Origin of the sequence: Saccharothrix sp. NRRL B-16314 (assembly GCF_000716595.1) — a bacterium.
Lineage (GTDB): Bacteria > Actinomycetota > Actinomycetes > Mycobacteriales > Pseudonocardiaceae > Actinosynnema.
Genome location: NZ_JNXC01000040.1, coordinates 126,568 through 148,984 on the forward strand (window position 1 = coordinate 126,568; position 22,417 = coordinate 148,984).

General features: G+C 71.5%; 15 protein-coding genes. 11 read left to right on the forward strand and 4 right to left on the reverse strand.

Annotated elements, in window-relative coordinates:
* Positions 1-175: 175 nt before the first annotated feature.
* From OQ02_RS35665 to OQ02_RS35675, 3 genes are all read right to left on the reverse strand, one after another.
* The gene (locus OQ02_RS35665) at positions 176-1,516 is read right to left on the reverse strand and encodes an extracellular catalytic domain type 1 short-chain-length polyhydroxyalkanoate depolymerase (protein ID WP_033443073.1); all 1,341 of its coding nucleotides are present in this window, start codon (positions 1,514-1,516) and stop codon (positions 176-178) included.
* Between the two features lie 98 nt (positions 1,517-1,614).
* The gene (locus OQ02_RS35670) at positions 1,615-2,178 is read right to left on the reverse strand and encodes a DJ-1/PfpI family protein (RefSeq protein WP_033443074.1); all 564 of its coding nucleotides are present in this window, start codon (positions 2,176-2,178) and stop codon (positions 1,615-1,617) included.
* Between the two features lie 226 nt (positions 2,179-2,404).
* Entirely contained in the window at positions 2,405-2,647 is a 243-nt protein-coding gene (locus tag OQ02_RS35675; protein ID WP_033443075.1) for a helix-turn-helix domain-containing protein, read from the reverse strand.
* Positions 2,648-3,627: 980 nt separating this feature from the next.
* Between OQ02_RS35675 and OQ02_RS42025 the strand changes: the two genes are divergently transcribed.
* The 7 genes from OQ02_RS42025 to OQ02_RS35710 all read left to right on the forward strand — a co-directional run bounded on the left by OQ02_RS42025 (position 3,628) and on the right by OQ02_RS35710 (position 16,247).
* Positions 3,628-9,060: a ThuA domain-containing protein gene (locus tag OQ02_RS42025; protein WP_197043645.1), complete on the forward strand. Its 5,433-nt coding sequence runs from the start codon at positions 3,628-3,630 to the stop codon at positions 9,058-9,060.
* A gap of 101 nt (positions 9,061-9,161) precedes the next feature.
* The gene (locus OQ02_RS35685) at positions 9,162-10,448 is read left to right on the forward strand and encodes an ROK family transcriptional regulator (protein WP_033443076.1); all 1,287 of its coding nucleotides are present in this window, start codon (positions 9,162-9,164) and stop codon (positions 10,446-10,448) included.
* A complete protein-coding gene (locus OQ02_RS35690) occupies positions 10,445-11,959 on the forward strand; it encodes a sugar ABC transporter ATP-binding protein (protein WP_033443077.1) in 1,515 nt (504 codons plus the stop codon). The genes OQ02_RS35685 and OQ02_RS35690 overlap by 4 nt, the downstream gene beginning before the upstream one ends.
* The gene (locus tag OQ02_RS35695) at positions 11,956-12,975 is read left to right on the forward strand and encodes an ABC transporter permease (protein WP_033443078.1); all 1,020 of its coding nucleotides are present in this window, start codon (positions 11,956-11,958) and stop codon (positions 12,973-12,975) included. Before OQ02_RS35690 ends, OQ02_RS35695 begins: the two co-directional genes overlap by 4 nt.
* A 38-nt stretch (positions 12,976-13,013) precedes the next feature.
* Complete coding sequence (locus OQ02_RS35700; protein ID WP_033443079.1) at positions 13,014-14,048, forward strand: substrate-binding domain-containing protein; 1,035 nt, start codon at positions 13,014-13,016, stop codon at positions 14,046-14,048.
* Between the two features lie 39 nt (positions 14,049-14,087).
* A complete protein-coding gene (locus OQ02_RS35705) occupies positions 14,088-15,227 on the forward strand; it encodes a Gfo/Idh/MocA family protein (protein ID WP_033443123.1) in 1,140 nt (379 codons plus the stop codon).
* Between the two features lie 12 nt (positions 15,228-15,239).
* The gene (locus tag OQ02_RS35710; protein ID WP_033443080.1) at positions 15,240-16,247 is read left to right on the forward strand and encodes a sugar phosphate isomerase/epimerase family protein; all 1,008 of its coding nucleotides are present in this window, start codon (positions 15,240-15,242) and stop codon (positions 16,245-16,247) included.
* 284 nt (positions 16,248-16,531) lie between these two features.
* Here the strand turns inward: OQ02_RS35710 and OQ02_RS35715 are convergent, their stop codons facing one another.
* Positions 16,532-17,542, reverse strand: coding sequence for a LacI family DNA-binding transcriptional regulator (locus OQ02_RS35715; protein ID WP_033443081.1), 1,011 nt, complete (start codon positions 17,540-17,542; stop codon positions 16,532-16,534).
* A 161-nt stretch (positions 17,543-17,703) separates the two neighbouring features.
* Between OQ02_RS35715 and OQ02_RS35720 the strand changes: the two genes are divergently transcribed.
* Genes OQ02_RS35720 through OQ02_RS35735 form a run of 4 tightly spaced genes read left to right on the forward strand, consistent with a single transcriptional unit; the run spans position 17,704 to position 22,396 of the window.
* Complete coding sequence (locus OQ02_RS35720) at positions 17,704-18,942, forward strand: sugar ABC transporter substrate-binding protein (RefSeq protein WP_033443082.1); 1,239 nt, start codon at positions 17,704-17,706, stop codon at positions 18,940-18,942.
* Between the two features lie 4 nt (positions 18,943-18,946).
* Positions 18,947-19,828, forward strand: a complete 882-nt coding sequence (locus OQ02_RS35725; protein WP_051773200.1) for a carbohydrate ABC transporter permease — start codon at positions 18,947-18,949, stop codon at positions 19,826-19,828.
* Positions 19,829-19,875: 47 nt separating this feature from the next.
* Entirely contained in the window at positions 19,876-20,637 is a 762-nt protein-coding gene (locus OQ02_RS35730) for a carbohydrate ABC transporter permease (RefSeq protein ID WP_051773214.1), read from the forward strand.
* A 13-nt stretch (positions 20,638-20,650) separates the two neighbouring features.
* Positions 20,651-22,396, forward strand: coding sequence for an amylo-alpha-1,6-glucosidase (locus OQ02_RS35735; protein WP_051773201.1), 1,746 nt, complete (start codon positions 20,651-20,653; stop codon positions 22,394-22,396).
* The last annotated feature ends 21 nt before the right edge of the window (positions 22,397-22,417 follow it).

Here is a 22,417-nt window from a genome sequence, read left to right on the forward strand (position 1 = left end):
AGCGAGACCGGCGTAAGAGCTGCCGGGAGGGCCGTGCGGTCGTGGGCCGACAGGTGTCGCGATTGCGCGGCCTTCGGGGCGGTTACGGGACCGGACTACCTTGGCGGCTCGCGCCGCCGCACCACTTCATCACCGTCACCGGCCGCCCTCGGGGCTGTCGTCGCACTCACCCGGCTCACCCGAGCACCCAGCGCTGGTTGCTCTGGCCGTTGCACGTCCACAGCCGCGCGGGGGAGCCGTTGGCGGTCCCTGCGTTGGCGACCTCCAAGCACAGCCCGGACTGCGTCCCGGTCACCGAGCCGTCCGCGTTGAGCCGCCACCGCTGGTTGGCCCCACCGTGGCACGACCAGATGATCACCGCCGTCCCCGCCGCCGCACCCCCGCCCTCCGCGTCCAGGCACCGCGTCGTACTCCCCGAGTACACAGTGAGCTCACCCGCCGCGGTGGAGGTCCACTGCTGGTTCGGGCCTCCCCAGCAGTCCCAGATCTGCAACCGGGTGCCGAGGGTCGTGGTCTGGCCGGGCACGTCGAGGCACTTCCCGGCGTTCACCGCCCGCAATGCACCGGTCTTGGCGCCACCGCTCCCCGCGTCGAGACCCAGGAACGAGATCGCGTACGCCAACATCCCGCCCTGCGGCAGGGTGTGGCCCGTGCCCGAGATGCTGATGCCCTCGACCGTGGCCCGGGTGCTCGTGTCGCCGTAGCGGGTGCGCGTCCAGCTCGATTGCGGGTGGTCGGTGAACGCGGGCGTCTGGCTGAGCCCGTTCAGGTTGGTCCACTGCTTGATCTCCTCGCCGAAGTTGGGGTAGGCGAGGGTCGTGTCCGTGGTCCCGTGCCACAGCTGCATCCGCGGGTAGCGCCCGGTGTAGCCGGGGTACATGGCACGCGCCAGGTCGCCCCACTCCTGCGCCGACTTGACGACCCTCCCGCCGGAGCACTGGCTGTTCCACAGCGAGCCGTTGTCGGTGGCGAAGCACCCGGCCGGCACACCGGAGTACGCCGCACCGGCCGCGAAGACGTCCGGGTACTGGGCGGCCAGGACGTTGGTCATCATCGCGCCGGAGGAGAAGCCGGCGACCACGATGCGGGCCGGGTCGACGTTGTAGCGCTGCCGCATCCACGACACCATCGCCATGATGCCGGTGGAATCGCTGCCGCCGTTGCGGGTGAGACCCGCCCGTGTGGACACGTCGAAGCAGCGCCCTTCGCGGGTCGCCTCCGGGACGACGACGGCGTACCCGTACCGGTCGGCCGCCGTCGCGAAGTCGCGGCCGTTGCCGTTGAAGATCGCGCCGGCCGATCCGCCGCAGTAGTGGACGAGGACCAGCAGCGCGGGTTGCGGCGCGACGTTGTCGGGCACGTAGGCGTACATGTCGAGGTTGGTGGGGTTCGTGCCGAAGTTCGTGACCCTGGTCAACGTGGCGGCCGACGCCGGGCCGGCGGTCACGAGCGCCGTGCCGACGATCAACGGCAACAGCAGCACCGCGGCAGCCAAGGCGCGCAGGATCAATCTCATCGGTGTCTCCCCGATGGGCGTGGGCATTGGTGCACCTCGTGGTTTCGAAGCGACCGGCCCCAATGCCGGGTTCCCGGAAGGCGGCATCGAGGCCGCTGTCAGGCGGGAAAGTGCGACTTCTCCAGCACGCTCATGAACGCGCGTGACCAGAGCGGGAGGTCGGGCCAGCCGCGGCAGGAGACCATCGCTCCGTCCACGACGTCCGGTTCGTCCACGAACGTCGCGCCGGCCAGCTCCATGTCCGTCTTCAGCGGCGGGTAGGCGGCCGTGGTGCGCCCGCGCAGGAGACCGAGGGCGGCGGGCACCTGCGGACCGTGGCAGATCGTGCCGACGGGAAGCCCGCGGTCGAAGAAGTGGCGGACGATGCGCGCGACGTCGGGGCTCGTTCGGATGTACTCCGGCGCCCGGCCGCCCGGGATCACCAGCCCTTCGTACTCCGCGGGATCGACGTCGCCGAACGCCAGGTCCACAGGCAGCAGGTGCCCGGGTTTCTCGGTGTAGGCGTCGCAATCGGGCTCGAAGTCGTGCACCACCAGTTTCACTGCGCGCGTGGTGGGAGCGGTCACGACCGCTTCGTGACCACCCTCGCGCAAACGGAAGACCGGGTACATCGAGTCGAGTTCCTCGGCGGCGTCCGCCGTCAGGATCAACACCCGAGCCATGCTCGCTCCTCGTCCCCGCCCGACGCGCCGCCGTGTCCTCCGAGGCTTGCGGACGGCATCGGGACGCTTGAGCGGACTGGTTGTCGAACCGGTTCGATCACCAACATCGGACCGTACGCCGTCGGCGGCGGCCCGCACAATCGGCCGGACAGGTGTCCGGCTGGTTCCACCGGGACGGGAGGTGTCCCGGGCAAGTCCGGAGTGGACAGTCGGGCGCAGGGCCGGCTCACACCCAACCGCGCTCGCACACGATCACTCCTAGTTGGAAACGGGATCGCACGCCCAGCAGGTCCTGCAGGCGCGTGATCCGGCGGTGCACGGTGCGGGGGCTGACCCCCAGCTCCCGCGCGATGGCCTCGTCGATCGCTCCCGTGCGCATGAGCAGCAGCAGCCGTCGTGTCGCATCCGTCGGTTCGAGGCCGGCCTCGTCCGCGTCCTCCTCGACGGCCGTGGTCGTCGATCGGCGCATGTCGGATACACCTCACATGGTGGTCGGGGTGATCGGCGGGGCGGGGCCGGTGCGGATGAGGGTCAAAGTTCTGTCGCGCAAGGGTTGACGGCGGCGACGCTGGTGGTCTCACCTTGCCGTCGGCCGGGACCGGCGGCGTGTGGGGAGGCAGTGTGCCGGTAGGCGGCGTGACGGTGGTCGGGTTCGCGTGGGGGACGGGGTCCAGGCGCGCACAGCGGCCGGGTGGCGGTTGCGCGGGACCTGCGGCGCGATCACTCGGGTCTTGGCTGTCATGGACTGCTCCACTGCGTCGTGGCACCTGCCGGTGACGTCCGAGGACGGACCTGGGTCGATGATGCGTCCTACTCTTGGCGGTCGGCGATCGGCCTGCCCGCCGTGACTGTCTCCGGCACACAATGACAGCGGTCACATGCCGTCCAAGTCAAGGGAAGAGCCAGGGGACTTGAAGATGTCCGGCCTCGACCGGCTCGGTCGACGTGGCCTTGAAGCTGCCGATCGGCCAGTTCGGGTTCCCCGATCACCGTCGATGGGTCCGACTCATCGACAGGCGTCCAGGTGATCGGCCGGCCCGACCCGGGAGCCCGGTGCATGCCCGCACGCGCGGCGCCGGTCCACCGGTGGGGCCCGCCGGTCGGCCCACCGCGATCGCGGCAGTCGGGTGTGTTCGACCGTCCACTCGCGACCCGAGTTGATCTCAAGCGGGTCGTGCGGCGACCGCTGCCGCCTCCCGTTCGACCCGCCCGCACATGAGGATTCCCGCGCGGGCGGCGAGCGCGTGCGCGCGGAGTGTTCAGCGGCGAAGCGGCTCGGTAAAGCCGCCGAACGAGCTAATCGCGGCCATCGGGCAGGTCGACGATTGGCGAGTTGTGGACAGGCCGGCGACCTTGACCCCCCGGAAAACGCCTCATTAATTTGTTTACCCGACAGACTAATTCCGTGATCAGCCGCGCAGCGCGCTTATCGGGTTGGAGGCCTCAATGGTGAGCTCGTCCAGACGCGGCAGGAGACGGTGGTCGGTCGCCGCGGTCGTGGCGGCGTTGCTCGGGTCGCTGGTCTCCTTGGCCACACCGACCCAAGCGCACCCGGGCCACGGCGACGAGACGTTCAAGGCCCTCGTCTTCAGCAAGACCGCCGGCTTCCACCACCCGTCGATCGACGCGGGCGTCGCCGCGATCCGCCAACTCGGCGTCGACCACGGCTTCACCGTGGACGCGACCGCCGACGCCGCCGCGTTCACCGACACCAACCTCGCCGAGTACGAGGTCGTGCTCTTCCTCTCCACCACCGGCGACGTCCTCGACGCCACCCAGCAGGCCGCCTTCGAGCGCTACATCCGGGCCGGCGGCGGGTACGCGGGCGTGCACGCCGCATCCGACACCGAGTACGACTGGGCCTGGTACGGCGACCTCGTGGGCGCCTACTTCTCCGGCCACCCCGCACCGCAGGACGCGACCGTCAAGGTCACCGACCCGGCGCACCCGTCGACGGCGACCCTGCCGCAGACCTGGCGGCGCTTCGACGAGTGGTACAACTACCGCTCCGACCCCTCCGCCGACGTGCACGTGCTGGCCGAGCTGGACGAGACGAGCTACAGCGGCGGCACGATGGGGTCGAGCCACCCGATCGCCTGGTGCCAGGACTACGACGGCGGGCGCTCCTGGTACACGGGCCTGGGCCACGACGACGAGTCCTTCGCCGAGCCGGCCTTCCTGGACCACCTGCTCAAGGGCATCCAGACCGCGGCCGGTGCCGTGGAGGCCGACTGCTCGGCCACCCGGACCAACGCCTTCGAGAAGGTCACCCTCGACGACACCACCGCGAACCCGATGGAACTCACGATCGCCGACGACGGCCGCGTGTTCTACATCGACCGCAACGGCGCCGTGCGCATCGTCCGGCGTGACGGCGCGGTCGTCACCGCGGGCACGCTGAACGTCTACACCGGACAGGAGTTCGGTCTCCTCGGCATCGCGCTTGACCCGGACTTCGCCACCAACAACCACTTCTACCTGTACTACTCGCCCGCGGGCACCGAGTCCGTCGACCGGGTCTCCCGCTTCACGCTGCAAGGCGACGCGATCGTGGCCGGCAGCGAGAAGGTCGTACTGACGGTCACGACCCAGCGCGATCAGTGCTGCCACGCCGGCGGCGCGCTGGAGTTCGACAACGACGGCAACCTCTACATCACGACCGGCGACAACACGAACCCGTTCGCCTCCGACGGCTTCGCGCCGCTCGACGAGACCGCCGGCCGCTCGGCCTGGGACTCGCAGCGCTCCTCGGCCAACAGCAACAACCTCAACGGCAAGATCCTGCGCATCACCCCGCAGGCCGACGGCACCTACACCGTCCCGGCGGGCAACATGTTCCCCGCCGGCACGGCCAAGACCCGGCCCGAGATCTACGCCATGGGCTTCCGCAACCCGTTCCGCATCGGGCTGGACCCGCTGACCAACAAGCTCCAGGTCGCCGACTACGGCCCCGACGCGGGCCAGGGCAACGCCCGGCGCGGTCCGGACGGCCGCGTCGAGTGGATGGTCGTGGACCGACCCGGGTTCTACGGCTGGCCGTACTGCGTGGGTGACAACACCCCCTACATCGACTACGACTTCGCCACCGGCGCCTCGGGCGAGGCGTTCGACTGCGCCAACCCCGTGAACAACTCGCCGAACAACACCGGGATCACCGAGCTGCCTGCCGCGATCGGCACCAAGATCTGGCAGGGCAAGAGCAGCACGGGCAACCCCGAGATCGGCGGCAGCGGTGCGCCGCTGGCGGGCGGCACCTACCGGTACGACCCGCAGCTCGCGTCCGAGCACAAGTGGCCCGCCTACTGGGACGGCAAGGCGATCTGGGGCGACTGGAACGACAACCGGCTGTTCTCGTTCCAGCTCGACGCGGAGGGCACGAACGTCGTCGACATCAGCCGGATGCTGAGGGGGATGGCGTTCAACCGGCCGCACGCCATGCAGTTCGGCCCGGACGGCTCGCTGTACCTGATCGAGTGGGGCTCCGGTTTCGGCGGCAACAACGCCGACAGCGGCGTCTACCGCATCGACTACGTGCGGGGCGACCGGGCTCCGGTCGCGGTGGCGAAGTCCGACAAGACCTCCGGGCACGCGCCGCTGACCGTGGTGTTCGACTCGGCCGGGTCGCGCGACCCGGACGGCGACCCGTTGACGTTCGAGTGGGACTTCGACGGCAACGGCACCACCGACAGCACCGAGGCCGCGCCCAGCCACGTCTACACCGCCAACGGCAACTACACCGCGCGGCTCACCGTCACCGACCAGGGTGGCAGGTCCGCGGTCGCCAACGTGGGCATCGTCGTCGGCAACACCCCGCCGGTGGTCACGTTGACCGCCCCGGCCGACGGCGGCTTCATCGACTTCGGCGACCAGGTCTCCTACCGCGTCACGGTCACCGACGCCGAGGACGGCACGGTCGACTGCCAGGACGTCGTCGTGCAGCCCGCCCTGGGCCACGACGAGCACTCCCACGGCTACGAGCAGTACCGGGGCTGCGAGGGTTTGGCGCTGATGTCCGGCGACGAGGGCCACGTGGGCGCGAACATCTTCGGCGTGCTCACCGCGAAGTACACCGACAAGGGCGGTGACGGCGCGTCGCCGCTGACCGGCGAGTCGATCCTGGTGCTCCAGCCCAAGCACAAGGAGGCCGAGTTCTACACCGGCACCGGCCGCACCGCGGACGGCGTCGGCGACGACACGGCCGGCGTGGAGAAGGAGAGCACCACCGACACCGGCGGCGGCCAGAACATCGGGTTCATCACCGACGGCGACTGGTTCTCGCTGAGCCCGGCCACGCTCGAAGGCGTCGACCAGGTGCGGTTCCGCGTGGCCTCCGGGTCCGAGGGCGCCCGGATCGAGGTCCGCGTCGGCGCTCCGGACGGCCCGCTCGCGGGCACGGCGACCTTCGCCGCCACCGGCGGCTGGCAGAACTGGACCACCGCCACCGCCGACATCGCCGACGACGTGCCGGCCGGGTCCGAGCTGTACTTCGTCACCCGCAGGCCGGAGGGCAGCACGACGACCAGCTACCTGGTCAACGTGAACTGGGTGGAGTTCGCCGGTCGCGGCGTGACGCACAACCAGCGGCCCGCGGTCGAGGTCACGACCGGCACGACGTCGGGCACCACGCCCTTCAAGGTCGACTTCACCGCGTCGGCCACCGACCCGGACGGCGACACCCCGATCGGCTACACCTGGGTGTTCGGCGACGGCGGCACCGCCACGGGCGCGTCGGTCAGCCACACCTACACCGCCGCGGGCACGTTCAACGCCAAGGTCACCGCGACCGACGCGCGGGGCGCGAGCGGCACGAAGACCGTCCAGATCAGCGTCCGCGCGCCCGACGTCACCTGCTTCTCCGGCCGCTCGGACGACTTCCTCGGCGGCGCGCTCGACCGGAGCCGGTGGACCACCGTGGTGCGGGAGAACCAGGACCTCGCGGTGCGCGACGGCCACCTGGTGCTGCCGACCGCCAACTCGGACATCTACGGCACCACCAACACCACGCCGAACATCGTGCTCCAGGACCTGCCGTCCGGGCCGTTCCAGGCCACGGCCAAGGTGCGCGTGCCCGTGCGGCGCGCCTACCAGCAGGCCGGTCTGGTGATCTACGGGGACGACGACAACTACGCCAAGATGGTGCTCCAGGGCCGTTCGGACACCGACGACGCGGCGAGCCGGATCTTCCAGTTCATCCGCGAGGAGGCCGGGCAGCCCAACGAGGTCGGCGACTCGAACACCGCGTCGCTCGGCGCCGGGTTCCCCGACACCGCGTGGGTCCGGTTCACCAGCGACGGCACGAACCTGACCGCGTCCTACAGCGCGGACGGGCAGGCGTTCACCGACATGCCGGAGACGAAGGCGCTGGCGGGCCTGGTGAACCCGAAGATCGGCCTGCTCTCGCTCGTGGGTGGCGGCGGTGACCGCCCGGTGGTGGACGCCGAGTTCGACTGGTTCACCCTCACCCCCGACGAGTCCGCGTCGGTGGCACCGGACGACGACTTCGCCGGCACGGCGCTGGACGGGTGCCGCTGGAACGCCGTGGTCCGGCCCGACCCGACCCGGTACGGCGTGGCCGACGGCAGCCTGCGCATCGACACCAGCGACGGCGACATCTACGGCGAGTCGGCCGACGCCCCGGCCAACTTCGTCCTCCAGCGCGCCCCCGAGGGCGACTGGGTGATCGAGACGGAGGTCGACGCGTCGGCGCTCGACGAGCGCTACCAGCAGGCCGGGTTGATCGCGTACGCGGACGACGCGAACTACGTGAAGCTCGACCACATCGCCACCAACGAGGCGGGCACTCCCGTGCAGCGCGGCGTGGAGCTGCGGACGGAGAGCGGTGACGTGGTGGGTCAACCGCAACCGGGGGTCAACGGCCTCACCGGGGGCGTGTGGCACCTGCGGTTGGCCAAGTCCGGCTCCACCTACACCGGCTCGTACAGCGCGGACGGGCAGGAGTGGACGTCACTGGAACCGGTGGTCAACGAGAACCTCGCCGGGGCGCGGATCGGCCTGTTCGCCCTCGGCGGCGGTCAGACCGCGTCGAAGCCCGCCGAGTTCGGCCACTTCCGGGTGAGCACCGACCGGACGGCTCCGGTGCTGTCGGTCGTCACCGACCCGGCGGCGCCCGGAGCGGGCGGCTGGTGGACGGCCCCGGTGACCCTGACCGCCTCCGCGACCGACGACGGGAACGGGCCGGTGCGGGTCGAGTACCGGGTGGGCGAGGGCGACTGGGCGGAGTACACGACGCCCCTCTCGTTCAGCGACGACGGTGAGCGGGTGGTCGCGTTCCGCGCGTCCGACGCCGCCGGCAACGTCTCCGCGGAGCAGACGGCGACCGTCAAGGTCGACCGCACCGCACCGCAGCTCACCGTGAAGACGGACAACGCCGCAGGTCCCGCGGGGTGGTGGACGCAGCAGGCGCTGGTGTCCGCGACCGCCACCGATGGCACCTCCGGCAGCCCGGTGCTGGAGCACCGGCTGGACGGCGGCCCGTGGCTGCCCTACACCGGCGCCGTGCCCGTGGGCGACGGCAACCACCGGGTCGCGGTGCGGGCGACCGACGCGGCGGGCAACACCTCCGCGGAGCAGGCGGTCGACGTGAAGGTGGACACCGCGCCACCGGTCACGAAGGCCAAGCGCGGCTCGTCCGCGTCCAGGGTCGGGCTCACCGCCTCCGACGCCACCTCGGGCGTGGCCCGCACCGAGTACCGGCTCTCCGGTGGCGAGTGGCGGGTCCACCGGGGCGAGGAGATCCGCATCCGGCCCAACGGCAAGGAATTCCTGGAGTACCGGTCGATCGATGTCGCGGGCAACGTCGAGGCCACCGGCCGGTACACGCCCCGGCCGGGGCACGACGACGGCTGCTTGCAGCACGTCTGACGGTCACGGGTGAGGCCCCACCCCCGGGGCCTCACCCGCTCGACCGACCACGCCCGAGGGCGATCAGCCGACCTCGTCCTGCCCGAAATCTGAGGAGTGCCATGAAGAACAGGCCGACTCGCCCGCGCACGGGCGGATCGACCGCGGACCAGGCCACGGTCCGCCGGCACAACCTCTCCGTCGTGCTGTCGCACCTGCGCGACCACGGGCCGCGGTCGCGGGCGCGGCTCGCCGAGGAGACGGGGCTCAACAAGGCCACCGTGTCCAGCCTGGTCGCCGAGCTCGTCGACCGAGGCCTGGTGGGGGAGGGTGAGACCGAGCGGGCCACCGTCGGGCGGCCGGGCCAGATCATCCGGCTCGACGGCGAGCACGTCGTCGCGGTCGGGGCCGAGGTCAACATCGGCTACCTGTCGGTGCTCGTGCTCAACCTGCGCGGCCAGGTCGTGGCGCGGCAGCGGATCGCGCTGGACACCGCCGCGATGGAACCGGCGCTGGTGCTCGCCCGGCTGGGTCGGCTGCTGGTCTCCGCGCTGGTCGGCGTGGGGGTCCGACCGGTCGGCGTCGCCATCGCCGTGCCCGGCCTGGTCGAGGCCGACACCGGGGTGGTGCGCGCGGCGCCGAACCTCGGGTGGACCGACGTCCCGGTGGTCGCCGAGATCAGCAGGTTGCTGGGCGAACCGCCGTACCCCGTGCTGCTGGACAACGAGGCCAACCTCGCGGCGCTGGCCGAGGTGGAGGCGCAGGGCCTGGACCGCGGGGGCGACCTCATCCTGCTCACCGGCGCGGCCGGCGTCGGCAGCGGCGTCGTGGTGGGCGGACGACTGCTGCGCGGCGCGCACGGGTTCGCGGGCGAGGTCGGGCACATGCGCGTCCGCGCGGACGGACCGCTGTGCGGGTGCGGTCGCAGGGGTTGCTGGGAGGCCGCCGTCGGCCTCAACGCGCTGCTCGCCGCAGCACCTGAGCAAGACCCGGTGCACGGATCAGGAGACCAGTCGGAGGACGACCCGCTGCCGGACCTGGAACGCCGGCTCGCCGGGATCGGCGACCTGGCCGCCGCCGGCGACGCGCGGGTGCTGGCCGCCATCGCCGACATCGACCGGTGGCTCACCATCGGCGCGGGCATCCTGGTCAACGCCTTCAACCCGCACCTGCTGGTCCTCGGCGGCTACTTCGCCGCCCTGCGACCGTGGATCGCCGGTTCCCTGCGCGAGGAGTTGCGCGGCCACGTCTTCGCCCGGGACGTCGGCGGCACGCGGGTGGCGTTCTCGCCGCTGGGCTTCTCCGGCTCCGTGCGCGGCGGGGCGTCGCAGATCCTCGACCGCGTCTTCCGCGACCCCGTTCTCGTCGAGCCGGTCGACAAGCCCTTGGCACAGGAGGAAATCGTATGACGACCACGACGGCGCCGCTGCTGTCCGTCCGGGGCGTGGTGAAGCGCTTCCCCGGCGTGACGGCCCTGGGCGGGGTCGACTTCGACGTGCGCGCCGGTGAGGTGCACTGCCTGCTCGGCCAGAACGGCGCCGGCAAGTCGACGCTGATCAAGGTGCTGGCCGGCGCGCACCGCCCGGACGAGGGCGAGATCCGGTGGCGGGGCGAGGTCGTGTCGTTCGACAACCCGACCGCCGCGATGCGCAGCGGCGTGGCCGCCATCTACCAGGAACTGGACCTGGTGGCCGGGTTGTCCGTTGCCGACAACGTCTTCCTCGGCCACGAGCTGGCGACCGCCGGCTTCACCCGCCGCGCCGAGGCGCACCGCCGGACGAAGGCCCTGCTCGACCGGCTCGGCCACCCGGACATCCCGCCGGACCGCGACGTGGGCCGGCTGTCCGCGGCGAACCAGCAGATCGTGAGCATGGCGCGGGCGCTGTCCCGCGACGGGCAGCTGCTGATCATGGACGAGCCGTCGGCGGTGCTGGACCAGGACGAGGTTCGGACGCTGTTCCGGGTCATCCGGGAGCTGACCGCCCAGGGCGTGGCGATCGTCTACATCTCGCACCGGATGGAGGAGATCCGCGAGATCGGCGACCGGGTGACCGTGCTCAAGGACGGCCGCACGGTGGCCACCGGCCTGCCCGCCCGCGAGACCCGCACCGCCGACCTGATCAGGCTCATGACCGGTCGCGACGTGGAGTACGCCTTCCCGCCGCGCGAACCGGTCGACCCGGGCGCGCCCGAGGTGCTGGTGGTGCGCGGCCTGGCCGCGGGGGAGCGGTTCTCCGGTGTCGACTTCACCGTCCGCGCGGGCGAAGTGGTCGGCCTCGCCGGTCTCGTGGGGTCGGGACGGTCGGAGATCCTGGAAGCCGTCTACGGAGCGCGCAAGCCGACGGCGGGCACTGTCGAGGTGGATGGCAGGCGGCTGCGGCGGGGGAACGTCGGCGCGGCCGTGCGCGCGGGCGTCGGGCTGTGCCCGGAGGAGCGCAAGAGCCAGGGCCTGCTGCTGGACCAGGCCGTTTATCGCAACGTCACGGTGTCCACGCTGTCGGCGTTCTCCCGCTTCGGTTTCCTCGACAGCGGCGCGGAGCGTGCGCGCTCGCAGGAGTTGACCACGGCGCTGGACGTCCGCCCGCCGGGCGTGGACCGGGCGGTGCGCACCCTGTCGGGCGGCAACCAGCAGAAGGTCGTGCTCGCGCGGTGGCTGCTGCGCGAGTGCCGCGTGCTGCTGCTCGACGAGCCGACCCGGGGCGTGGACGTCGGGGCGCGCAGCGAGATCTACGAGCTGATCCGCGACCTCGCCGGTCGTGGCGTGGCCGTGGTGGTCGTGTCCAGCGAGGTGGAAGAGGTCCTCGGCCTCGCCGACCGGGTGCTGGTGGTGCGCGAAGGCCGGGTCGTCCACGAGGGACCGGCCCGCGAGATCGATGAATCCCGGGTCCTGGACCTGGTCATGGAAGGAACCGCCGCATGAGCGAGAACACCACCGCGGTGAGGCCGCCGACCGCGAACCACGAGAAGCGCGGCGTCACCGCGCTGCTCGGGTCCGCGGCCGGCCGCAACACCGGCCTCGTCGTCGCCCTGGTGCTGCTGTGCCTGGTCGGTGTGGCGACCGCCGGCGACCGGTTCGCCGACGTCGACAACGTGCTCACCATCCTGCGCCTGGCGTCGGTGATCGGCGTGGTCAGCGTCGGCATGACGTTCGTGATCACCGGCGGCGGCATCGACCTGTCCGTCGGCGCGATCGTGGCGCTGTCGTCGGTCTGGGCCACGACCCTGGCCACGCAGGCCATGGCGAACGACGCCCACTGGCTGGTCCTCGTGTTCGCCGCGCTCGCCGTGGGCGCCGGCTGCGGGGTCGTCAACGGCCTGCTCATCGCCTACGGGCGGATCGTGGCGTTCATCGCGACACTGGCCATGCTCGCCGCCGCCCGCGGCCTGGCCGAGATCCTGTCCAACCGCAAGACCCAGATCGTGGACGTGCCCGGCTTCTCCGCGTTCTTCGACGCGTCGGTGCTCGGCGTGCCGGTGCTGGTAGTGATCTTCGCGCTGGTGGCGGTCGCGGGGTGGGTGCTGCTCAACCGCACCACGTTCGGGCGGCGGACGTTCGCCGTCGGCGGCAACCCCGAGGCCGCCCGGCTGGCGGGCATCGACGTGCGGCGGCACACCGTGCTGCTCTACACGTTGCTGGGTGTGTGCTGCGGGATCGCCGCGGTCATGCTCATCGCCCGCACCACCACCGGCAGTTCCACCCACGGCGGGCTCTACGAGCTCGACGCCATCGCGGCGGTGGTGATCGGCGGCACGCTGTTGTCCGGCGGTCGCGGCACCATCGCGGGCACCGTGTTCGGCGTCCTGATCTTCACGACGCTGTCGAACGTGTTCACCCTCAACAACCTCTCCATCTCCGCCCAGGCCGTCGCCAAGGGCGCGATCATCGTGGCCGCCGTCCTGCTCCAGCAGCGGCTGGCCCGCCGCAGCGGCGCCTGACGCCGACACACCCGCCGCCACTCCGAGGAGCACAACCCATGTCACCCAAGGCAACAACCCGTCTCGTCGCCGCCCTGTCGGTCGGCCTCGCCCTCACCGCCTGCACCGGCAACACCCCCGAACCCGCCGCCGGCACCGGCAACCAGGGCGGCGCCCGGGTCGCCAACGACGAACCCGGCGAGAAGGTCGTCATCGGCTTCTCCGCGCCCGCCGCCGACCACGGCTGGATGGCCGCGATCACCAACGCCGCCAAGGCGGAGGCGGCGAAGTACTCCGACGTGGAGCTGAAGGTGGTGGAGGGCACCAACGACGTCAACCTCCAGATCAGCCAGGTCGAGACGTTCATCAACGACAAGGTCGACGCGATCGTGCTGCTGCCGTTCGACGGCGCGGCGCTGACGCCGGTGGCGCTCAAGGCGATGAAGGCCGGCATCACGGTGATCAACGTCGACCGCGAGTTCGGCAGCCCGTTCGCCGCGCGCTCGACCGTGCTGGGCGACAACTACGGCATGGGCGTCTCCGCGGGTACCTACGTCTGCGAGAAGCTCTCCGGCAAGCCCGACGCCGTGGTGGCCGAGATCGCCGGCATCGACTCCCTGCCCCTGACGCAGGAGCGCAGCAAGGGCTTCGCCGACGCCCTGGGCGACTGCGGGCTGGAGGTCGACAACCGGGTCGCCGCCGAGTTCACCGTGGAGAGCGGCGAGCGGGCCGCCGCGAACCTGCTCCAAGCCGCGCCGCGCATCGACGCCCTGTGGAACCACGACGACGACCAGGGTGTCGGCGTCACGGCGGCGATCAAGAACTCCGGCCGCAGCGAGTTCTTCATGGTCGGCGGGGCCGGGTCGGCGAACGTGATGCGCGAGATCAAGGCGGACAACGGCCTGCACAAGGCGACCGTGGTCTACCCGTCCACGCAGGGTGCGGACGGCATCCGGCTGGCGCGCCTGGCCGTGCAGGGCAAGAGCCTCGGCGACCTGGTCGAGGTCGAGGTCCCGCGCCAGGTCGAGCTGTTCGCACCGGTCGTCACCAAGGACAACGTCGACCGCTACCTGCCCACCGCGTTCGAGTCCTAGGAGGTTCCTGCCTTGACGACATCGGCGTTGGGCGTCGCGATGGTCGGCCACGCGTTCATGGGAGCCGCGCACTCCCAGGCGTGGCGGGTCGCGCCCCGTTTCTTCGACCTGCCGCTTCGCCCGGTGATGGCCGTGGTGTGCGGCCGGGACCGGGTCCGCACCGAGGCCGCCGCCGGGCGGCTGGGGTGGGCGGAGGCCGTGACCGACTGGAGGACCGTGCTGGACCGGGACGACGTGCAGGTGGTGGACATCTGCACGCCCGGTGACACGCATGCCGAGATCGCCGTCGCGGCGCTGGACGCGGGCAAGCACGTGCTGTGCGAGAAACCGCTGGCCAACACCGTCGCCGAAGCCGAGGTGATGGCGGAGGCGGCGGCCCGTGCCGCGGCGAGCGGCGTGCGCTCCGCGGTCGGGTTCACCTACCGGCGCGTGCCCGCGCTCTCCCTCGCCCGCGACCTCGTGGCGCAGGGGCGACTCGGGCGCGTCCACCACGTGCGCGCGCAGTACCTCCAGGACTGGATCGTCGACCCGTCCGCTCCGCTGTCGTGGCGGTTGCAGAAGGAGCGGGCCGGTTCCGGCGCGCTGGGCGACATCGGCGCGCACATCGTCGACGCCGCGCAGTTCATCCTCGGCGACACGATCCGCGAGGTGTCCGGGACGTTGGAGACGTTCGTGTCGGAGCGCCCCTTGGCCGCCGAGCACGCGGGCCTTTCCGGTACCGCCGCGTCGGCCGGGACGGGGCCGGTCACCGTGGACGACGCCGCGCTGTTCCTGGCCCGGTTCGCCGGTGGAGCGCTCGGCTCGTTCGAGGCGACCCGGTTCGCCAACGGCCGCAAGAACGCCATCCGCATCGAGATCAACGGTTCGGCCGGGAGCCTGGCGTTCGACTTCGAGGACATGAACGTCCTGCACTACTACGACGGCACCGACGACGCGGCGGTGGCAGGCTTCCGCCGCATCGTCGTCACCGAGCCGCAGCACCCCTACGTCGACGCCTGGTGGCCCGCCGGCCACGGCCTGGGCTACGAGCACGCGTTCACCCACCAGGCCGTCGACTTCGTCCGCGCCGTGGCCGCCGGCACCGATCCCACCCCGTCGTTCGCCGACGGGCTCCAGTTGCAGCGCGTCCTGGCCGCCGTCGAGGCGAGCGCGGCGTCCCGCACCTGGCGAGACGTCTGAGAGGAGAACGAGATGGCGCGTCCGATCACGTTGTTCACCGGCCAGTGGGCCGACCTGCCGTTCGAGGAGGTCGCCCGGCTGGCGGCCGAGTGGGGTTACGACGGGCTGGAGATCGCCTGCTGGGGCGACCACCTCGACCCGTGGCGGGCGGCGGAGGACGACGACTACGTGCGCGATCGGCTCGACGTGCTGGCCAAGCACGACCTGAAGGTGTGGACGATCTCCAACCACCTCACCGGTCAGGCCGTGTGCGACGACCCGATCGACGAGCGGCACAAGGGCATCCTGTCCTCCCGCATCTGGGGTGACGGCGACCCCGAGGGTGTGCGGCGGCGTGCGGCCGAGGAGATGAAGGTGACCGCGCGGGCCGCCGCGAAGCTCGGGGCGTCGACCGTCGTCGGGTTCACCGGTTCGTCCATCTGGAAGACGGTGGCGATGTTCCCGCCCGTACCGCCGTCGATGGTCGACGCCGGGTACGCCGACTTCGCCGACCGCTGGAACCCGATCCTGGACGTGTTCGACGAGGTGGGTGTCCGGTTCGCGCACGAGGTGCACCCGTCCGAGATCGCGTACGACTACTGGACCACGGTGCGGACGCTGGAGGCGATCGGGCACCGGCCCGCGTTCGGCCTCAACTGGGACCCGTCGCACTTCGTGTGGCAGGACCTCGACCCGGTCAGCTTCCTGTGGGACTTCCGCGACCGGATCTACCACGTCGACTGCAAGGACGCGCGGCGGCAGGTCGGGGACGGGCGCAACGGGAGGCTCGGCTCCCACCTGCCGTGGGCCGACCCGCGGCGCGGCTGGGACTTCGTGTCGACCGGGCGCGGCGACGTGCCGTGGGAGCGGTCGTTCCGGATGCTCAACACCATCGGCTACGCGGGTCCGATCAGCGTCGAGTGGGAGGACGCCGGGATGGACCGCCTGGTCGGCGCGCCCGAAGCCCTGGAGTTCGTGCGCCGGAACCTGTTCGACGCGCCGTCATCGTCCTTCGACGCCGCGTTCTCCACCGGCGGGTGAGAGGGCCGCACCAACCGCCCGCGCGGGGCTGACCACCCGCGCGGGCGACCGCGGCAGCGGCCTGTTCTGCCCGGGGCCGCTGCGCCGGGTCTGTTCTGCCCCGCCGCACCGCACCGCCGCGCACCCGCCGCACCGCCGCGCACCCGCCGCACCGCCGCGCACCCGCCGCACCGCCGCGCACCCGCCGCACCGCCGCGCACCACCGCCCTGCCCCGCCCCACACGCCCCATCCAGCTGCGGCGGCCGGGTTGGGTGGGGGCGAAGTGCGGCATCGGCCGCCCTTCTCAGTGGCGGCGGGCTCCGGTGCTCGACCGCAGTGCGATGGCCGGTTGGAGCAGTGCGTTCCGGGGTGCGGCGCCCGGGTTCGCGATCTGCTCCACGAGGAAGTCCACGGCGAGTTGCGCCATGTCCCCCGCGGGCACGTCGGCGGCGGTCAGTGGGGGGTGGAAGCCTTCCGCCAGGCGGCTCGCGATCACACCGGTGATCGAGAAGTCGCGCGGCACGTCCAGGCCGGCGTGGCGCAGGGCCCGTTGCAGTCCGGGCAGCGCCGCTTCGTTGATCGTCACCGCCGCCGTCACCTCCGGCCACCGGCGGCGGATCTCCTCGAAGCACGCCAGACCCGCCGCCGGCTCGTCCGCGCAGCACACGGTGTGCGCCGTCAGCCCGCGCTGCTCGGCGGCGGTGAGGAAGCCGGACGACGAGCGCAGGGCGGGCCCGTACCCGGCGGCGACCAGCTCGTCGGACCGGTTGATCAGCACCACGTCGCGGTGGCCGAGGTCGGCGAGGTGGTGCACGCAGCGGGTGATCAGTTCCGCGTAGTCCACGTCCACCCACGGCGCGGTGCCCGGGCGCTCGACGTGGCCGATGGTCACGAACGGCAGCGACTCCTGCTCCAGGCGGGCCACGCGCGGGTCGTCGAGGAGGATCTCCATCAGGATCACGCCGTCCACCCGGCGGCCTGTGACGACGCGCTCGAACGACCGGTCGTGATCGCCGCCGCTGGGTGACAGCAGCACGTCGAGGTCGTGCGTGGCCGCCGCCTCCACGACACCGGCGACGAAGCTCAACTGCACGTCGGTCAGCCGCCGGCTCGCGGGCGGTATCACCAGGCTCAACGTGCGGGTGCGCCCCTCGGCCAGCGCCCGCGCGCTGGCGTTCGGCCGGTAGCCCAGCTCGGCGATCACGTCGTTGATGCGCTGCGCGGTCGTGGCCGACACCGGGCGCTTCCCGCTGAGCGCGTACGACACCGTGCTCCGGGACACGCCGGCCCGCCTCGCGATCTCACCGATGTTCATGCGCTCTCCGTCCAACCGGTTCGACAGGCCACTGATGGTAGGGCAACCAAGCCTTGCGCCGATTATCGCGTGCCGCTACGTTGGCGCAACATCGCACCACTCGAACCGGTTCGATGATGGTTCGACGGTCGTCGGCGCAGTCGCCTGGAAGGACCTCGCCCATGAAGCGCTCCACGTTCGGCCGACGCGTGACCGTCGCCCTGGTCACCGCGGGACTGTCCCTGACCGCGTGCTCCTCCGCCGGGGACACGGCAGGCGGAACGGCCGCCCCCTTCGCGGTGTGGGACCCGTACCCGCAGTTCGACGCGAGCTCGGAGTGGGTGAAGGTGATCGAGAAGTGCGGCACGGAGGCCGGGGTGGCGGTCGAGCGCCAGGCGTACGACACCTCCGACCTGACCAACAAGGTGCTGCTCGCCGCACAGCAGGGCACCGCGCCGAACGTGCTGGTCGTGGACAACCCCGTGGTCTCCACGCTCGCCGAGGGCGGCGTGCTGAAGGCCAACCAGGACACCGGCCTGGACGCCTCGCAGGCGTCGCCCAACCTGGTTGCCGCAGGAGAGGTGGACGGCAAGGCGTACGGGGTTCCGATCGGGGCGAACACCCTGGCGCTCTACTACAACAAGGCGGTGCTGGCGCAGGCCGGCGTCGACCCGGCGTCGCTGACGGACTGGGCGTCGCTCGACGCGGCCCTGGCCAAGGTCGTGGGTGCGGGCAAGAAGGGCATCACGTTCTCCGCCATCGGCACCGAGGAGGGCTCGTTCCAGTTCCTGCCGTGGTTCTGGGGCGCGGGCGCGCAGCTCACGGACCTGTCCTCGACGCAGGCCGTCGCGGCGGTGGAGCTGTGGAAGTCCTGGCTGGACAAGCGGTACGCGCCGAACTCGGTCGTGGGCAACACCCAGACCACCAGTTGGCAGGAGTTCGCCACCGGCGAGTACGCGTTCGCCGAGAACGGCACGTGGCAGCTGGGCAACGCCGCGAAGCTGGGCTTCGAGCACGGCGTCATCCCGATCCCCTCCCGTGACGGCGGCGTCGCGCCCGGACCGACGGGCGGCGAGTTCGTCACCGTGCCGGTGCAGGGCGCGGCGGACCGCGAGGCGACCGCGGCGAAGATCGCCGGCTGCCTGACCGACGCCGACACGGTGGCGGCCACCGACTCGGCGCTGACCTACGTCTCCGCCATCCCCTCGGTGCAGGAGCAGCAGGTCGCTGAACGGCCGGAGCTGAAGGTCTGGGTCGACGCCGTGCAGGCCGCTAAGGGGCGCACCGGTGACGGCCGCGGCACCCGCTACCCGAGGATCTCCCAACCGCTGTGGACCGCGGTCCAGGCGGTGCTGACCGGGTCGAAGCCGGCCGCGGAAGCGCTCAAGGACGCCCAGACCGCCGCGGCGTCGGCGAAGTAAGGCCGTGTTCCGCAAGAACCTCGTCGGCTGGGCGTTCCTCGTCCCGCTCGTCGCCTACCTGCTGCTGTGCTACGGCTATCCGCTGCTGACCACCGTCGACCTGAGCATCCGCGACTACACCGTCCGCACCTTCGTCCACGGTGGCGCGCAGGTGATCGGACTGGCCAACTACGGCGACGTGTTCGCCGATCCCGTCTTCCGCACCGCGCTGCTCAACACGGTCGTGTTCACCGTGGCGTCGCTGGTGTTCCAGTACGGCATCGGGTTGGCGCTGGCGCTCTTCTTCTCCCGCAGGTTCCGGCTGTCGGCGACGCTGCGAGCGCTGTTCCTGGTGCCATGGCTGCTTCCGCTGATCGTGTCGGCGTCGACGTGGGCGTGGATGTTCAACAGCGAGGCCGGTGTGGTGAACGCGGCGCTCGCGTGGTTCGGGCTCGACGGGGTGAACTGGTTGACCTCGCCGGACTGGTCGCTGGTGTCGGTGATCGTCGCCAACACCTGGATCGGCATCCCGTTCAACCTCGTCGTGCTCTACAGCGGGTTGCGGAACATCCCCGCCGAGGTGCACGAGGCGGCGGCCCTGGACGGCGCGAGCTCCTGGCAGGCGTTCCGGCACGTCACCTTCCCGATGCTGCGGCCCGTCTCCGCGGTCACGCTGCTGCTCGGCCTGGTCTACACGCTGAAGGTCTTCGACATCATCTGGATCATGACGCGCGGCGGCCCCGGCGGGTCGTCCACCACCCTGGCCACCTGGTCCTACGAGCTGGGGTTCGGCAGCATGCTGCCCCGTTTCGGACCCAGCTCGGCGGTGGGCAACGTGCTCATCCTGATGGCCGTGGTCGCGGGCCTGGTGTACGTGCGCAGCCAACGCCACCGGGAGGCGTCGTGACCCGGTCGTGGTGGCACACCGCGGTGGGCCTGCTGCTCACCGCCGTGATGCTCTTCCCGGTCTACTGGATGGTCAACGTCTCGCTCACCCCTCCGGGTGACATGCGCAAGTCGCCGCCGGACCTCTTCCCGGGCAACCCCACGTTCGAGGGGTACGCGCGGGTGCTGGACGAGCAGCTGCCCTACTTCGGGACCAGCCTGCTCGTCGCGCTCGGGACCGTGGTGCTGACGCTGGCACTGGCCGCACCCGCGGCCTACTCGCTGGCGAAGCTGCGCCCGCGTGGCCGAGGACCGCTGACGTTCGTGCTGCTGGTCGCGCAGATGATCCCCGGCATCATCATGGCGCTGGGGCTGTACGGGATCTACGTCAAGCTCGGCATCACCAACACGGTGTGGGGCCTGGTCTTCGCCGACTCCACGATCGCCGTGCCGTTCGCCGTGCTGATCCTGACCTCGTTCATGGCGTCCGTGCCCGACGAGGTGGTGCAGGCGGCGCGGATCGACGGCGCGGGCGCGTTCCGCACGTTCTGGTCGGTGGTGCTGCCCGCGAGCTGCAACGGGGTGGTCACCGCCGGGCTGTTCGCGTTCCTGTGGGCGTGGTCGGACTTCGTGTTCGCCGCGACGCTGGACAGCGGGGGATCGATGCAACCGCTGACCCTGGGCATCTACCGCTACATCGGCAACAACAACCAGGAGTGGAACGCGATCATGGCCACCGCCGTGGTCGCCTCCGTGCCCGCCACCGCGCTGCTCGTGCTGGCCCAGCGCTTCGTCGCCGCGGGTATCACCTCGGGCGCCGTCAAAGACTGACCAAGGGGGACTTGTGGACGACTTCTCGGTGCGGGAGATCCCGTTCAGCCACTCGGGGGCGTGGTTCGGCATCTCTCCGGTGGTGGGGCTCGCCGCCTACGCCGAAGACCTGCACCTCGTGTCCCACCGCAACGGCATGCACGCCGTGCTGTCGCTGGTGCCGGTGGTGGCCGGCGCCAAGGTGCCCGCGGAGGTCAACGCGGACCCCGCGCTGCTCACCTGGACCGCGGACCGGGCGAGGGTCGCGGCGGCGTTCGAATCGCCCTCGGCGCTCAGGATCACCGGCGACGGCCTCGGCCTGCGCATCGCCGCGGCGGACCCGACCCTCACGCCCTTCACCGGAACCCACTTCTTCCACGACCCCGTCACCTCGTCGTACGTCTTCACCTCCTACGAGACGGGTCACCGCTACCGGGTGACCGTGTTGGCCGGGCACGTGGAGGTGCGAGGCGCTTCCGCGCTCGGCACGGCGGAACGGGCGGTCGTCGCCGGCGGGGACGGCGGCGAGTGGGAGCTCGTGGTGGAGGAGCTGACGACCGCGCGCGAGCGGTTCTCGACCACCGTGACGTTCGCCGAGGTGGTGGCCGCCTCGCGGCATTCCTTCGCGCGGTTCGCGGACGCCGTGGCGCCCTGGCGCTCCGAGCGCACCCCTGCCGCCGAAGTGGCCTGCTACGTGCTGTGGTCGGCCACGGTGAGCCCGGCGGGTTTCGTCCGCCGCCCCGCGGTGCTCATGTCGAAGAACTGGATGGACAAGGTCTGGAGCTGGGACCACTGCTTCAACGCCCTCGCCCTCGCACCGGGGGCGCCCGACCTGGCGTGGGACCAGTTCCAGGTGGTGTTCGACCACCAGACCGGGGAAGGCGCGCTGCCGGACTCGGTCACGCACGCCGAGGTCCTGCACAACTTCGTCAAACCACCCATCCACGGCTGGGCCGCGAGCAGGTTGCGGTCGACGCTGCCCGGCGGTGTCCCGGCAGCCGAACTGCCGCTGCTGTACCGGCAGTTGGAGGCGTGGACGACCTTCTGGCTCGACCACCGCCGCGCGCCGGGCGAGCCGTTCGCGCACTACGAGCACGGCAACGACAGCGGCTGGGACAACTCGACGGTCTTCGACGAGCGGCGGCTCGTGCAGTCCGCCGACCTCGCGGCCTTCCTCGTGGTGCAGATGAGGGAACTGGCCTTGCTGGCGCGGGAGCTCGGTGACCGGACGGCGGCGGAGCGCTGGGAGCGGGAGGCCGACACGATGCTGAACTCGATGCTGACGACGCTGTGGGACGGGACGGCGTTCACGAGCCGCGCCCTCGACGGCACCTCGCGCACCACGGCGAGCCTGCTCGACCTCATGCCCGTCGTCCTGGGCGCCGACCTGCCTCCCGACGTGCACGCGAAGCTCGCCGAGGGCGTCGCCCGGCACCTGACCGCGGTCGGCCCCGCCACCGAACGGCCCGACTCACCCCACTACGAAGCCGACGGCTACTGGCGCGGCCCGGTGTGGGCGCCTTCGACGGTCCTCGTCGAGGACGGCTTGCGCCGAGGGGGCGCGGTCGACCTCGCCGACCAGGTCAGCGCCCGCTTCCGCGCGGTGTGCGAGAAGAGCGGCTTCGCCGAGAACTTCGACGCCCTCACCGGCGAGGGCCTGCGCGACCGCGCCTACACCTGGACCGCGAGTGCCTACCTGCTGCTCGCCGCGGACGCCGAGGCCCGACTGGCCGAAGCGGGCGGCAGCGCTCCGGATCGCCCCGCCACGTCGGCGGGGTAGCCGAACCGGTCCGATCGCGAA

Coding starts and splice junctions, on each gene's coding strand:
- OQ02_RS35665 (WP_033443073.1), bottom strand. CDS start 1,516: ATGAGATTGATCCTGCGCGCCTTGGCTGCCGCGGTGCTGCTGTTGCCG.
- OQ02_RS35670 (WP_033443074.1), bottom strand. CDS start 2,178: ATGGCTCGGGTGTTGATCCTGACGGCGGACGCCGCCGAGGAACTCGAC.
- OQ02_RS35675 (WP_033443075.1), bottom strand. CDS start 2,647: ATGCGCCGATCGACGACCACGGCCGTCGAGGAGGACGCGGACGAGGCC.
- OQ02_RS35685 (WP_033443076.1), top strand. CDS start 9,162: ATGAAGAACAGGCCGACTCGCCCGCGCACGGGCGGATCGACCGCGGAC.
- OQ02_RS35690 (WP_033443077.1), top strand. CDS start 10,445: ATGACGACCACGACGGCGCCGCTGCTGTCCGTCCGGGGCGTGGTGAAG.
- OQ02_RS35695 (WP_033443078.1), top strand. CDS start 11,956: ATGAGCGAGAACACCACCGCGGTGAGGCCGCCGACCGCGAACCACGAG.
- OQ02_RS35700 (WP_033443079.1), top strand. CDS start 13,014: ATGTCACCCAAGGCAACAACCCGTCTCGTCGCCGCCCTGTCGGTCGGC.
- OQ02_RS35705 (WP_033443123.1), top strand. CDS start 14,088: ATGGTCGGCCACGCGTTCATGGGAGCCGCGCACTCCCAGGCGTGGCGG.
- OQ02_RS35710 (WP_033443080.1), top strand. CDS start 15,240: ATGGCGCGTCCGATCACGTTGTTCACCGGCCAGTGGGCCGACCTGCCG.
- OQ02_RS35715 (WP_033443081.1), bottom strand. CDS start 17,542: ATGAACATCGGTGAGATCGCGAGGCGGGCCGGCGTGTCCCGGAGCACG.
- OQ02_RS35720 (WP_033443082.1), top strand. CDS start 17,704: ATGAAGCGCTCCACGTTCGGCCGACGCGTGACCGTCGCCCTGGTCACC.
- OQ02_RS35730 (WP_051773214.1), top strand. CDS start 19,876: ATGCTCTTCCCGGTCTACTGGATGGTCAACGTCTCGCTCACCCCTCCG.